Annotated in this window: 10 protein-coding genes; 5 read left to right on the forward strand and 5 right to left on the reverse strand. The window is 66.1% G+C overall.

Going from position 1 to position 13,251, the window contains the following annotated elements; all coding sequences use genetic code 11:
* Window positions 1-146 precede the first annotated feature (146 nt).
* Genes WBP06_RS11700 through WBP06_RS11715 form a run of 4 tightly spaced genes read left to right on the forward strand, consistent with a single transcriptional unit; the run spans window position 147 to window position 6,018 of the window.
* Window positions 147-2,447 (forward strand): Orn/Lys/Arg decarboxylase N-terminal domain-containing protein, encoded by a 2,301-nt coding sequence (locus WBP06_RS11700; protein WP_395327717.1) that lies wholly within the window; start codon window positions 147-149, stop codon window positions 2,445-2,447.
* Window positions 2,448-2,460: 13 nt separating this feature from the next.
* A complete protein-coding gene (adiC, locus tag WBP06_RS11705; RefSeq protein WP_395327719.1) occupies window positions 2,461-3,984 on the forward strand; it encodes an arginine/agmatine antiporter in 1,524 nt (507 codons plus the stop codon).
* Window positions 3,985-3,999: 15 nt separating this feature from the next.
* Complete coding sequence (locus WBP06_RS11710) at window positions 4,000-4,488, forward strand: GNAT family N-acetyltransferase (RefSeq protein WP_395327722.1); 489 nt, start codon at window positions 4,000-4,002, stop codon at window positions 4,486-4,488.
* Window positions 4,489-4,500: 12 nt separating this feature from the next.
* A complete protein-coding gene (locus WBP06_RS11715; protein ID WP_395327724.1) occupies window positions 4,501-6,018 on the forward strand; it encodes a DcaP family trimeric outer membrane transporter in 1,518 nt (505 codons plus the stop codon).
* Between the two features lie 192 nt (window positions 6,019-6,210).
* Here the strand turns inward: WBP06_RS11715 and WBP06_RS11720 are convergent, their stop codons facing one another.
* From WBP06_RS11720 to WBP06_RS11730, 3 genes are read right to left on the reverse strand one after another with little or no spacing between them, the layout of a single operon-like run.
* Entirely contained in the window at window positions 6,211-6,639 is a 429-nt protein-coding gene (locus WBP06_RS11720; RefSeq protein WP_395327727.1) for a ketosteroid isomerase-related protein, read from the reverse strand.
* Complete coding sequence (gene fghA / locus WBP06_RS11725) at window positions 6,636-7,469, reverse strand: S-formylglutathione hydrolase (RefSeq protein WP_395327730.1); 834 nt, start codon at window positions 7,467-7,469, stop codon at window positions 6,636-6,638. The genes WBP06_RS11720 and fghA overlap by 4 nt, the downstream gene beginning before the upstream one ends.
* Window positions 7,469-8,581, reverse strand: coding sequence for an S-(hydroxymethyl)glutathione dehydrogenase/class III alcohol dehydrogenase (locus tag WBP06_RS11730; protein WP_395327732.1), 1,113 nt, complete (start codon window positions 8,579-8,581; stop codon window positions 7,469-7,471). The genes fghA and WBP06_RS11730 overlap by 1 nt, the downstream gene beginning before the upstream one ends.
* Window positions 8,582-8,681: 100 nt before the next feature.
* Between WBP06_RS11730 and WBP06_RS11735 the strand changes: the two genes are divergently transcribed.
* Window positions 8,682-9,566, forward strand: coding sequence for a LysR family transcriptional regulator (locus WBP06_RS11735; protein ID WP_395327735.1), 885 nt, complete (start codon window positions 8,682-8,684; stop codon window positions 9,564-9,566).
* 177 nt (window positions 9,567-9,743) lie between these two features.
* Here WBP06_RS11735 and mdoH read toward each other — a convergent pair whose 3' ends face one another.
* Both mdoH and WBP06_RS11745 read right to left on the reverse strand, forming a co-directional pair.
* Window positions 9,744-11,564, reverse strand: coding sequence for a glucans biosynthesis glucosyltransferase MdoH (gene mdoH, locus WBP06_RS11740; protein ID WP_395327736.1), 1,821 nt, complete (start codon window positions 11,562-11,564; stop codon window positions 9,744-9,746).
* Entirely contained in the window at window positions 11,561-13,120 is a 1,560-nt protein-coding gene (locus tag WBP06_RS11745) for a glucan biosynthesis protein (protein WP_395327739.1), read from the reverse strand. The genes mdoH and WBP06_RS11745 overlap by 4 nt, the downstream gene beginning before the upstream one ends.
* Window positions 13,121-13,251: the final 131 nt, after the last annotated feature.

Genomic DNA, 13,251 nt, shown 5'->3' on the forward strand with positions numbered 1-13,251 from the left:
ATCGCGCGCTGATGTTTTCAAACAATACTGTTTAAATTCTTCGATCCGGAGGGTGTCGAGCACGTCTTTTCGTGTCCGACCGGCGTAGTCCCGCGCGCTTTTCAAGCCTGACAGACCCGGATCGCAAGATTGAGGAGCCCAATCCAATGGTATCACGTTCGAGCCTGAGGCTGGCCATGCGCGCGCTGCTGGTGCGCGAGGATTTCGAGGATGTTTCCGCCCCCGGCCGCGCCTTGACCGCGCTGGTGGAGGAACTGGACCGGCGCGAGATCGAGGTGATCGTCTCCGACCATGTGGAGGATGCCGTCGCCGTCGTCTCCACCGATCCCTCGATCCAATGCCTGCTGCTCGACTGGGACCTGGGCACGGACGAGAACCATGCAGAGGCGCACCGCGTGCTGGACGCCATGCGCGAATTCAATGCCGACGTGCCGATCTTCCTGCTGGCCGACCGTTCGGCCGCATCGGTGATCCCGGTGGATGCGATGACCAAGGCGGACGACTTCGTCTGGCTGCTGGAAGACACCACCGATTTCATCGGCGGGCGCATTCGCGCCGCGATCGAGCGCTATCGCTCCACCGTGCTGCCGCCGATGTTCGGCGCGCTGGTGAAGTTCGCGCAGACCTACGAATATTCCTGGCACACCCCCGGCCACACCGGCGGCACCGCCTTCCTCACCTCCCCCGCGGGGCGCGCGTTCTTCGAATTTTTCGGGGAAAGCCTGTTCCGCTCGGACCTGTCGATCTCGGTCGGCGATCTGGGATCGCTGCTCGATCACTCGGGCCCCATCGGCGCGGGTGAGCGCTATGCCGCCGGCGTGTTCGGGGCGGACCGCACTTATTACGTCACCAACGGTTCCTCCACATCGAACCGCGTGATCCTGATGGCCTCGGTCACGCGCGACCAGGTGGCGCTGTGCGACCGCAACTGCCACAAATCGGTAGAGCACGCGATGACGCTTTCGGGCGCGATCCCGTGCTACCTGATGCCCAAGCGCAATGCGCTGGGCATCATCGGCCCGATCCCGCCCGAACATCTGACGCCCGCCCACTTGCGCCTGCTGGTGGCGGACAATCCGCTGGCACCCGAAGGAGCCAAGCCGGTCCACGCCGTCATCACCAACTCCACTTACGACGGCCTCTGCTACAACGTCGCCCGTGTCGAGGAACTGCTGGGTGACACCGTGGACCGCCTGCACTTCGACGAGGCGTGGTACGGCTATGCCCGCTTCAACCCGATCTACCGCGAACGCTTCGGCATGCATGGCGATCCGGAAACGCGCGACAAGTCCAAGCCCTCCGTCTTCGCCACGCAATCGACGCACAAGTTGCTGGCCGCGCTGTCGCAAGCCTCGATGATCCACGTGCGCGACGGGCGCAATCCGATCGACCATGCCCGCTTCAACGAGGCGTTCATGATGCATGCCTCCACCTCGCCCTGCTATCCGATCATCGCGTCCAACGACGTGTCAGCCGCGATGATGGACTCCTCGGGCGAGCATCTGACCGATGTCTCGATCCGGGAGGCGGTGGCCTTCCGCCAGATGATCGCCCGCCTCAATGCCGAAAGCGCGGACGACAACGCCTGGTTCTTCGACATCTGGCAGCCGGACGAAGTGCATGACGCGCGTGGCCGCACGGTGCCGTTCCACGAGTGCGATCCCGAGCATCTGGCCACCGACCCCACCTGCTGGCAACTGGTGCCCAAGGCCGAATGGCACGGATTCGGCGATATCGAGCCGGGCTACTGCATGCTCGACCCGATCAAGGTATCGGTGCTCACCCCCGGCATGGACCCGGACGGGTCGCTGCGGGCAGTGGGCATTCCGGCCAGCATCCTCACCGCCTACCTTGGCGCGCGCGGGATCGTGGTGGAGAAGACCACCGACTTCACCGTCCTCTTCCTGTTCTCGCTGGGCGTGACCAAGGGCAAGTGGGGCACGCTGGTCAACGCCCTGCTGGACTTCCGCAAGGACTATGACGCCAACGCGTCGCTGGAACGGACGATCCCCTCGCTCGTCGCCGACTATCCCGATCGCTATTCCGGCATGGGCCTGCGCGAACTGGCGGACCTGATGTTCGCGGCGATGGGCGACCTGAAGACCACGGCGACGATGTCCGAAGCCTTCGGCATCCTGCCCACGCCCGACATGAGCCCGGTCTCCGCCTATGAGGAACTGGTGCGTGGCAATATCGAGAAGGTGACGCTGGACGGCCTGGCCGGACGCACCCTCGCCACCGGCATCGTTCCCTATCCGCCGGGCATCCCGCTGCTGATGCCGGGCGAGAATGCCGGCCCCGCCAAGGGCGCGCTGATCGGCTACCTGCGGGCGCTGGAACACTTCGACCTGCGCTTCCCCGGCTTCGGCCACGATACCCACGGGGTCGAGGCGGAGGACGGGGTCTACAACGTTCTCGTCGTCAAGAACCCGGCCAAGAAGTCGTAAGGGGAGAACGGCGATGGCAACATCAGGGGCAACAACGGCAGCCGACGACAGCGGCAAGATCGGACTCGTTCCCGCCACTCTGATGGTGGCGGGCAACATGATGGGATCGGGCGTGTTCATGCTGCCCGCCAACCTTTCGGCCATCGGTTCGATCGCGCTGATCGGCTGGCTGCTGACGGTGGTGGGCGCGGTGGCGCTGGCGCTGGTCTTCGCCAAGCTTTCCGCCATCGATCCGGCAGCGGGCGGGCCCTACGCCTATGCCCGCAAGGCCTATGGCGACTACATGGGATACCAGACCAACCTGATCTACTGGCTGGCCAACGTGGTGGGCAATGTGGCGCTGGCCGTCGCGGGCCTTGGCTATCTCTCCCACTTCTTCCCGGCGCTGAAAGTGCCGATCGTGATGGCCTTCGGCTCCATCGCGATCATCTGGTTCTTCGCCTATGCCAATATCCTCGGCCCCAAAGTTGTGGGGCGGCTGCAGAGCTTCACCACGGTGTTCGCACTGGTGCCGATCTTCGGCATGGCGCTGTTCGGCTGGTTCTGGTTCAACCCGCAAACGTTCTCCTCCGCCTGGAACGTCTCCGGCCAGTCGAGCCCGAACGCGGTGATGGCCACGCTGACCTTCACGCTCTGGGCCTTCATCGGGGTGGAGAGCGCTTCGGTCTCCGCAGGCGTCGTCGCCAACCCTTCGCGCAACGTGCCGATCGCCACGGTGGGCGGGGTGGTGCTGGCCTCGGTGGCCTATGTGCTCAGTTCCTCGGTGATCATGGGCATGATCCCGAACAAGGAACTGGTCGCCTCCTCCGCGCCTTTTGCCGACGCCGCAAGGCTGGCGCTGGGTGATTTCGCGGGCAGCACCGTGGCGCTCTGCGCGGCGGTGGGTTGCCTCGGCTCGCTGGCAGGGTGGACCCTGCTGGTCGGCCAATCGGCCAAGGCGGCGGCGGACGACGGGCTGTTCCCCGGCATTTTCGCCAAAGTGAACAAGCGCGGCGTGCCCTCGCTCGGCCTCGTGATCGTGGCCGTCATCATGAGCGTGCAGGTGCTCGCCACGATGTCACCCACGGCCAGCCAGCAGTTCGGCAAGATCGCCTCCATCGCCGTCATCATGACGCTGCTACCCTACATCTATTCCTGCATCGCGATAAAGGTGCTGGGCTACGGCAAGATGCCGCACGGTCAGTACACCTTCTTCGTGGCGGCCGGCCTTGCCGGGGCGGTGTACTGCATGATCGCGCTGGTCGGTTCGGACGGGGAGCAGACGCGCTGGTCGCTGATCTTCGTGATCGCCACCATCGTGTTCTACTCCGCCTCGATCACCCGCAAGCGCGACCTTGAGGAGAAGCACATCCACCCCGGCGGTAAGGCCCCGGTCTGGGTGCGGTATCTGGCGCTGGGGGTCACGATCGTTGCCCTGGTCGTGATGTTCTGGCTATCGGTCGGCCGGCACAACGATCTCGACCTCCGCTCGCGCGAACAGGCGCCGGCGGAGGCGGGAGAGGCCGCGCAGCAAATGGCGCCCTCAGGCGCCCAATAGGGGAACGGCAAGACGATGCACTGGCGGGAAATGCGCGAAGACGACGTGGCCCACGTGGCAGACGTGGCGGACATGGTTCACCTCGACTACCCGGAGAACCCGCAAGTCTTCGCCGCCTGTTTCCGGCATTACCCTTCCGGCTGCCACGTGCTGGAGGGCGATGACGGCAAGGTCGCCGGCTATCTCGTCTCGCATCCCGGCCGGCAGGATCGGCCGCCGGTCATCGACAAGCCGATGTCCGGTCTGGCCGAACCGTTCGACTGCTATTTCCTCCACGACCTTGCCCTTGGCGCCTCCACGCGCGGGCGGGGTTTTGCGGGCGAGGCAGTGCGGATCGCGCTGGACGAAGCCAAGGCACGCGGGCTCAGCCGCGTGGTGCTGATCGCCGTGGGGGATGCCCACGGCTTCTGGGAAAAGCAGGGCTTCGAACTGCTCGGCGACGGGTTGCTCGATCCGGCCAAGGGCTACGGCCCCGAAGCAAGGATGCTCGTGCGCCCGATCTGAAGGGGGTTATGCATGATCCACTCTTCCGGCCGGAGCCTTGCTCTGGCCTGCGCGGCGGTCTCGGCGGCCGTCGCCCTGCCCGCCAAGGCGCAGGATAACGACGTCGCCGCGCTGCGCGGCGAAGTGGCCGACCTCAAGGCCACGGTCGATGCGCTGAAGGCCGAAATCGCGGCGATGAAGCAGGATCGCGCGGCTCCGGCACAGGCCACAACAGCCCCGGCCGCCGCCGCCACGCCCGGAACGGTCACCGCGTCCGGCCGCACGCCCGCCGCACCGCTGGAAACTCCGCCCGCCCCGCCTGCCCATCTCGACAGCGTGCAAGTCGCCAGCGCCGCCAGCAGTCTGGGTGTCACCGCCTCCCCGCTGCCCGGCCGCGACACCATCGGTGACCGTATCACCGGCGCCTCCCGCCCCAACAACCAGAGCCCGCCGAACGACCCCGACCTCAAGGGCTTCATCCCCATACCCGGCACCGAAACTGCCGTGCGCATCGGTGGCTTCGCCAAGGTGGACCTGATCTACGACCCCAAGACCGCCGGCGGCGACCGGGACGAGTTCGCCGTGCCGGAAATCCCCTTCGGCACCCACAACCGCAACCGTGCCGACGTCAGCGCCCGCGCCACCCGCTTCAGCCTGGAAGTCCGCCGCCCCTCCACGCTGGGCAACCTGCGTTTCTATGTCGAGAACGACTTCTACGGAGACGGCACCAGCTACAACTTCCACCTCAACCACGCCTATGGGCAGGTGGGCAACACTTACGGCGGCTATGGCTATTCGGCGCTGGTCGACGCCGATGCCCTGCCCGACACGCTGGACAACTGGGGCCCCGGCGGCGCGGTGTTCCTGCGCACCGCCTCGGTCCGACAGTCTTTCAAGGTGGCCACCAACACGCACCTGACGCTCTCGCTGGAGCAGCCCGATTCCGACCTGACGCTGGCCGACAACCAGACCACGGCGGAAACCATGCCCGACGTGGTACTGGTTGCCCGGTACGAGGATGCCCGAGGCCACTTGCAACTGGGCGGCGTGGTGCGCCGCATCGGCTATCGCGTATCGGATCCGGTCGAAGGCGAGCGCAGCGGCGCGGACGCCACCGGCTTCGCGCTCTCCGCATCCGGCTCGCTGTCGGTCTTTCCGCAGGATTCGATCGCGCTGGGCGGCACCTGGGGCAAGGGCGCGACGCACTACGTCAACGACATCAATGGCTATGGGCTGGACGCCGCGCTGCGTTCCGACGGTTCGTTGCGGCTGATCGAACACGTGGGCGGGTTCGGCGCCTATACGCACTACTGGACGAACAAGGTCCGCTCCAACTTCGTCTACAGCGCGCTGTCGATCCGCGATGGCGGACTGCTGCCGGCAGACGATTTCTCCAGCAGCCAGTACGGCGCCGTGAACGTGATCTGGGCGCCGGCCACCTCGTTCTCGGTGGGGCTGGAGGGCCTGTGGGGCCGGCTGGAGCGGCAGGACGGATCCTCCCGCGATGCCAGCCGGATTCAGGCCTCTATCAAGTACGATTTCGTGCGGTGAAACTCCTCCCCTGCAAGGGGAGGAACGGCGACCATCGCAACACTAAACTCCGTCATCCCCGCGAAGGCGGGGATCCCGCTTGTTCTTGCGCGCGGGGAAGAAGGAAGCGGGGCCCCCGCCTTCGCGGGGGCGACGATGTTCTGTGATGGTATCCGCCGCCCAGACTAAGCCTTGGGCGAAGTCCGATCGAAGTCAGCCCCGCTCCACTTGCGCGATCCAGTCGGCAAGATTGTAGTGGTTGGAAACCCGCGCGATCAGGCCCTGCTCCACCTCGAAGAACGCCCCCACCCGCAATGCATAGGACTGACCCGAAGCCACCGGCAATCCCTCATCGGTTTCGATGTACTCGCCCGTCAGCCGGAACTCGGCCGAGGCGTGCGAGCCGTCCGGCGTCGCCAGCACCACCGGCTCATGCACATGCTCGCGATAACAGCGGTTCATGTGCACCAGGAAATCGGCAAAGGCGGCCTTGCCATGGCGCGGCTGACCCTGGCTGGGTTCATGCACCACGTTCTCGGCCAGCAGCGCCAGCATCGCCTCCACATCGTGGCGATTGAACGCATCGTAGTAGTTCGCGATCAGCGCGATGGTCGAACGCTCGGACGAGTGGGGTGCGCTCATGCCTTCAGCCTTTCCGCATGCCAGCCCACGTGATCGGCCATGAAGCTGGAGATGAAGTAGTAGGAATGGTCATAGCCCTCCTGCATCCGGATCGTCGCCGGCTGGCCCGCCTTGGCGCAAGCCTCTTCCAACAGGTGCGTTTTCAGCTGCCCTTCCAGAAAGCCGTCCGCCGTGCCCTGATCGACCAGCAGGTCCGGCAGGCGGGCGCCATCCTCGATCAGCGCGCAGGCGTCGTATTCGCGCCATGCCGCCTTGTCGGCACCGATATAGCCCGTCAGCGCCTTCTCGCCCCAAGGGCAATTCAGAGGCGAGACGATCGGCGCGAAGGCGCTGACCGAGCGGAACCGCGAGGGATCGCGCAAGGCAATCGTCAGCGCGCCATGGCCGCCCATCGAGTGGCCGGTGATCCCCTGCCGCGCCATGTCGGCGGGAAAGTGCTCGGCGATCACGGCGGGAAGCTCGGTCTCGATGTAGGAACGCATGCGGAAATTGGCGCTCCACGGCGCCTCCGTCGCATCGACGTAGAAGCCCGCGCCCTTGCCGAAGTCGTAGCCTTCATCGTCCGGCACGTCATCGCCGCGCGGGGAGGTATCCGGCGCGACGAAGATCACACCATGCTCTGCGCAGGCGCGGCGGAATTCACCCTTCTCGGTGACGTTGGCGTGGGTGCAGGTGAGCCCCGAGAGATACCACAGCACCGGCAGCTTCGCGTCCGCCTCATGCTCGGGCACGAAGACCGAAAACGTCATCGGCGTGCCCGTCTCGGCGGAGGCGTGGGTGTAGACACCCTGCACGCCCCCGAACGCCTTGTTGGTCGAAACCGTCTCCATCAGTAGACGACGACCGAGCGGATCGACTTGCCTTCATGCATCAGGTCGAACGCGGTGTTGATCTCTTCCAGGCCCATGACGTGGGTGATCATCGGGTCGATCTCGATCTTGCCGGTCATGTACATGTCGACGATCTTCGGCACGTCGGTACGGCCCTTGGCGCCGCCGAACGCGGTGCCGCGCCAGTTGCGGCCCGTCACCAGCTGGAACGGGCGCGTCTCGATGGTCTTGCCCGCCTCGGCCACGCCGATGATGATGGAGGTGCCCCAGCCACGGTGGCAGGCTTCCAGCGCCGTGCGCATCACTTCGGTGTTGCCGGTGGCGTCGAAGGTATAGTCCGCGCCCCCATCGGTCATCAGTACGATCTTGGCGACCACGTCCTCGCGGCTCATGCCCTTGGTGTTGAGGAAGTCGGTCATGCCGAAGCGGCGGCCCCATTCCTCACGATCCGGGTTGATGTCGACGCCGATGATCTTGTTGGCGCCGGCCAGACGCGCCCCCTGGATCACGTTCAGGCCGATGCCGCCAAGGCCGAAGACCACGACGTTGTCACCCACCTGCACCTTGGCGGTGTTGATGACCGCGCCGACGCCGGTGGTGACGCCGCAACCGATGTAGCACGACGACTGGAACGGCGCGTCCTCACGGATCTTGGCGACGGCGATCTCGGGCAACACGGTGAAGTTCGAGAAGGTCGAGCAGCCCATGTAGTGGTAGATCGGCTGGCCCTTGTAGGAAAAGCGCGTGGTGCCGTCCGGCATCAGGCCCTTGCCCTGTGTGGCGCGGATCGCGGTGCAGAGGTTGGTCTTGCCCGACAGGCACGACTTACACTGGCGGCATTCCGGGGTGTAGAGCGGGATCACGTGATCGCCCGGTACCACCGAAGTCACGCCCGCGCCCACTTCGCGCACGATGCCGGCGCCTTCGTGGCCCAGCACGCTGGGGAAGATCCCCTCGCTGTCGAGACCGTCCAGCGTATAGGCATCGGTGTGGCAGATGCCGGTCGCCATGATTTCCACCAGAACCTCGCCCGCCTTGGGGCCTTCAAGGTCCAGTTCGACGATTTCGAGCGGCTTCTTGGCCTCGAAGGCGACGGCGGCGCGGGTCTTCATTGGGGTATGCTCCTTGAACTTCGTGCGCGCTTTGTAGGACCGGGCCTTGCTGTGATAAAGCGCCCGTTCTGAAAAGTATTATCACCGTATGGGGAAAATCATGCTCGGCCAGTGGGACGGGATCGAAGAGTTCGTGATGGTGGCCCGCCACGGCAGCTTCACCTTGGCGGCGGAGGCCTATGGCGCCAGCGTCACGCACATGAGCCGCGCGCTGGCCCGGCTGGAGGCGCGCTTGCAGGCGCAACTGATGCTGCGCACCACGCGGTCGCTGCGGTTGACCGAGACGGGGCGCATCTTTCTGGAAACCTGCCGCCGCCTGATCGACGAGCGGGATGAGGCGATTGCCGCCATCACCTCCCAAGGGGAGCCGAGCGGCCACTTGCGCGTGTCCTGCTCCTACGCGCTGGGCGAGAAATTCGTAGCGCCGCTGGTGCGCGAACTGTCGCAGGCGTTCCCGGCGATCTCGGTCACGCTGGACCTCGACAACGCGCTCGTTGACCTGATTGCGGAGGGGTACGACCTTGCGATCCGCACCGGCCATCTCGACGATTCCCGGCTGGTGGCGACGCGCGTCGCCAGCCGGGCGCTGGTGACGCTGGCCTCCCCCGCCTACCTCGATACGCATGGCCGGCCGGAGGGTCTGGCCGATCTGCGCCGCCACGAATGCCTGGTGGGATCGGCCGCGCAGTGGCATTTCCGGGGTGGCGAGACATTCCGCCCGCAAGGCCGCTGGCGCTGCAACAGCGGCAATGCCCTGCTGGAAGCGGCGCTGGCGGGCATGGGGCTATGCCAGTTGCCGGCCTTCTATCTCGGCGATCATGTCTCCGCCGGACGGCTGGAGCCGGTGCTGGCCGAGCTTGCGCCAGAGGAGGAGCCGATCTGGGCGGTCTATCCGCAGCGGCGACACCTTTCGCCGAAGGTCGGAGCGCTGGTGGCGCATTTGCGGGCGAACCTGCCGGCCAGACTGGCGGAGGCGAGTGCCTGACCGCGCTCTAAACAACGCCTTACCATTGCGATGCCCACCAGACCGACGCCGACCCAAACCATCCCGTCGTCCCCGCGAAGGCGGGGATCCCGCTTGTTCTTCGCGGCAAGGCAAAAGGAAGCGGGGCCCCCGCCTTCGCGGGGACGACGAGGTTTGATTAAAGCTAGGTAAGCCGGCTCACCCGATCGCCAGCGGAGCATCTCCAGCATCATCGTCATTGAGCATACGCTGCTCCTCCGCGGCGATGATGGTCGGCGCGGGCACGGCAAAGAAGCCTTCCGCCTCCGCCTTCTCGCCCGTGGTCGCGCGTGAGGTCAGGCTGATCAGCCAGGGTGAGGCGAGCAGGCCCAGCGTCAGCGGCGAAAGCCACAGCGCCGTCATCGGATCGATGAACACCGTGGCCGCGAAGGCCAGGCCCAGCGCGATGTGCTCCTTCAGATCCGGCAGCACTTCGCGCACGCCGATGCGGCGGGCGTCGCGGTCCTGCGTGTTCCAGTGCACAGGAATGCCCAGCGCCAGGCCGAACAGCGCCTTGATCTGCATGACCATCGTCACCGGCGCCAGCAAGATCGCCAGCGGCACTTCCAGCGCGGCCGAGCGCAACACGCCGCCAAGACCGCCGAACGCGCGGCGACGTGCGCCATCGGCCAGCACCCACAGCGTACCCATCGCCTTCGGCCCGAACAGCAGCAGCACCGTCAGCCACAGCACGCTGGGCGGCGTTGCGCCCACGAAGCCCTGCCCGCCCCGCGCCATCGCGGCCTGGGCGATCGCGGTGATCAGCAGCAGCAGCCAGCCCGGCGACGTCAGATAGGCAGAGGCGCCGATCAGCAGGTGCAGGCGGCTGGCCCAATGCAGGCCCGATGCGTCCAGCAGGCGCAAGTGCTGCAGGTTGCCCTGCATCCACCGCCGGTCGCGGATCGCGTGATCGACGATGGTGGGCGGAAATTCCTCATAGCTGCCGTCGATCATCACCATGTGCACGGCCCAGCCGCGACGGCGCAGCAGCGCGGATTCGAACATGTCGTGGCTGAGGATGTGCCCACCGAAAGGCGGCTTGCCCGGAAGTTCCGGCAAACCGCAGGATTCGGCAAAGGCGCGCGTGCGCACGATGGCGTTGTGGCCCCAGAAGTTCGCTTCCGCGCCCGACCACCAGAGGAGCCCGGCCGAAGCGATCGGCCCGTAAGCCTCGCTGGCGAAGCGCATCCAGCGCTGGAACAGCGTCTGCGCATTGATGATCATCGGCACCGTCTGGAGCAGGCCGATCGACGGGCGCTCCTCCATGATCGCGGCCATGCCGATGATGGCATCGCCGCTCATCAACGAGTCCGCGTCCAGGATCAGCATGTTCTCGTAGGCCGCGCCGAAACGCTGCACCCACTCGGCAATGTTGCCGGGCTTGCGGGCGATGTTCTTCTCGCGCCGGCGGTAATAGACGTTGATCGGCGCTTCGGCGGCCACTTCGCGCCACGCCGCTTCCTCGCGCTTGCCGTGGAAGGCGTTGGAATCGCTCAGCACGAAGAAATCGATCCACTCGGCCCCGCCGGCAGCGGCGATCGAAGCGGTCATCGCGCGCACGCGGCCGAAAGTGGCCTCCACGCTTTCGTTGTAGACCGGCATCAGCACGGCGGTGCGATGGCGCAGTGAAGACGCCGGGCTGGGCACGGCGGTAAACCCGGGGTGCTTGCCGGTGATAAGCTGCAGGAAACCGATCGCCGAAGTGACGAAACCGAACGAGATCCACGCGAACAGCGGCATGAAGAACAGCAGCAGCACGATGTCCAGCACGCTCAGTCCATCGCGGGACAATGCGAAGCGCACCTCGCTAGACGCGGCCAGCGCGATCACGGCGGTGACCACCAGCAGCAGCAGGCGCTTCACCTGCATGCCGTGCGGGCTGGTGCGAACGGCGATGGAGCCGGGCGCGATGCCGTAAAGGTCCTGCACCGGCATCGCCAGCGGCGCTTCCGGCGGAAGCGGGGAAAGCTTCCGGTTCATGCCTGCACTCCCTGAATTACGGTTTCACTCAGCGCCTGACCACCGCGAGACAGGAAGACCCTGACTTCCGGAGACGGCATGGCGGAAGGGCGCAAGTCCAGCGTCACGCGCCAGCGGTTTTCCGCACCCACCACCGGATAGGCGGCGGCAGCAATCACGGCGGCGGCAGGCAGTCCGGTCGCAGCGGTAACGCCGCTGTCGCGCGTAAGGCCCTTCAGTGCGGGCCCTTCGAAATCGAACACGAACTTGCGCGCGTCCTTGGGAACATTGCTGTCGCCCGGCTTGCCCGGCGCGCCCTGCCACGTATCGACGCAGCGCGCCGACGCGGTCTGGCTGGGATCCTCGGACGTCCAGGTCAACTTATAGGCCAGATCGCGCCGCTGTCCCGCCTTGGCCGCCTCGTCCGAAAGCCAGAAGGCGGCAATGTTGTCGGACGTCTCCGAATTCGTGGTCATCTGGTAGAGCATGACCGCGCCCTTGCCCCAGTCCCCCTGCGGCTCCACCCAGAGCGAGGGGCGGCGATCATAGAACGCACCGTCGTCCTGATAGTGGTCGAAACGCTGGTCGCGCTGGAGCAGGCCGAAACCCTTCACCCCGTCCGCGCGCATGGCGTTGGTGCGGGTAAGGTGCGGATTGCTCAGCGGCACCCACATGCGCTCGCCATTGCCGGCGTGAATGGCCAGTCCATCGGAATCGTGGATTTCCGGGCGCCAATCGCCCCGCTTGGCCGGGTCCGACTGGTCGTACCAGAACATGCTGGTGATCGGCGCCAGGCCCAGCCGCTCCACATCGCGGCGCAGGAACAGGCTGGCGCGCACGTCCTGCGTGACGCCCTGCTTCCCGTGCGTGCAATCGAAGGCATAGGCGCCGGTGACGCTCGGCCCGTCCAGCGCGGCGTGGATACGCACGCGGTCCGGGCCCAGGTTCTCGATCCAGAATTCGGTGAAGGCGGGAAATTCCTCGGCCTTGGGCATGGCGGTGTCGATGGAGACGCCGCGCGCCGAAAGCCCGTACTGATCGCGCGAGCCCGAAGCGCGGAAATAGGATGCACCCAGAAAGGCCAGCCAGTCCGAATGCTGGTCCGCTGTCATCACCCGGAAGCCCGCCGGATCGGCGCGACTGTTGCCCACGAAGAAGCCGTGGGTATCCACCAACTGGCGCGACGTGCCATTTTCGACGAGGTGGATCTTCACCGCCTGCGGCGCAACGCCCCGGCTGGTGGGGAACAGGCGCACGTCGCCCGCCAGCGACTGCGCGCTGCCGTAAGTCAGCTTCACCGCCGTATCGAAATCGGCCACGGCATGGGCGGACGCCACCGGTGCCGTCCACGGACGAGCCGCCGCGCTCTGCGCGTTGCTGACCAGATTGTCCCAGGAGAACGGCTGCGAAGGGCCGAAATTCGCCGCCGATCCGGCCTGCACCGCCGCCTCCGCCAGACGCGGAAGCGCGAAGAGGCCCGCCATCGAGGCGATCATCGCGGAAAATTCGCGCCGTGCCATTGCAGGGGCGCGTTCGGGAGCGACCGGGTTGCCCGTCTGCGGGCCTGTTTCCCTCATGTTGCTTCGTGTCATGGGCTCTATACGCACCGGCGATCACAAAGTTTCGCTGCAGTGCGTCGTAAGGGTCCTTCTTCCAGCTCAGTCCGATTCCGGCCGCAAGGACCGAATTTCGGAAAGGCATTATTCAA

The organism is Novosphingobium mississippiense, assembly GCF_044029535.1.
Classification (GTDB): Bacteria; Pseudomonadota; Alphaproteobacteria; order Sphingomonadales; family Sphingomonadaceae; genus Novosphingobium.

Coding starts and splice junctions, on each gene's coding strand:
- WBP06_RS11700 (WP_395327717.1), top strand. CDS start 147: ATGGTATCACGTTCGAGCCTGAGGCTGGCCATGCGCGCGCTGCTGGTG.
- adiC (WP_395327719.1), top strand. CDS start 2,461: ATGGCAACATCAGGGGCAACAACGGCAGCCGACGACAGCGGCAAGATC.
- WBP06_RS11710 (WP_395327722.1), top strand. CDS start 4,000: ATGCACTGGCGGGAAATGCGCGAAGACGACGTGGCCCACGTGGCAGAC.
- WBP06_RS11715 (WP_395327724.1), top strand. CDS start 4,501: ATGATCCACTCTTCCGGCCGGAGCCTTGCTCTGGCCTGCGCGGCGGTC.
- WBP06_RS11720 (WP_395327727.1), bottom strand. CDS start 6,639: ATGAGCGCACCCCACTCGTCCGAGCGTTCGACCATCGCGCTGATCGCG.
- fghA (WP_395327730.1), bottom strand. CDS start 7,469: ATGGAGACGGTTTCGACCAACAAGGCGTTCGGGGGCGTGCAGGGTGTC.
- WBP06_RS11730 (WP_395327732.1), bottom strand. CDS start 8,581: ATGAAGACCCGCGCCGCCGTCGCCTTCGAGGCCAAGAAGCCGCTCGAA.
- WBP06_RS11735 (WP_395327735.1), top strand. CDS start 8,682: ATGCTCGGCCAGTGGGACGGGATCGAAGAGTTCGTGATGGTGGCCCGC.
- mdoH (WP_395327736.1), bottom strand. CDS start 11,564: ATGAACCGGAAGCTTTCCCCGCTTCCGCCGGAAGCGCCGCTGGCGATG.
- WBP06_RS11745 (WP_395327739.1), bottom strand. CDS start 13,120: ATGAGGGAAACAGGCCCGCAGACGGGCAACCCGGTCGCTCCCGAACGC.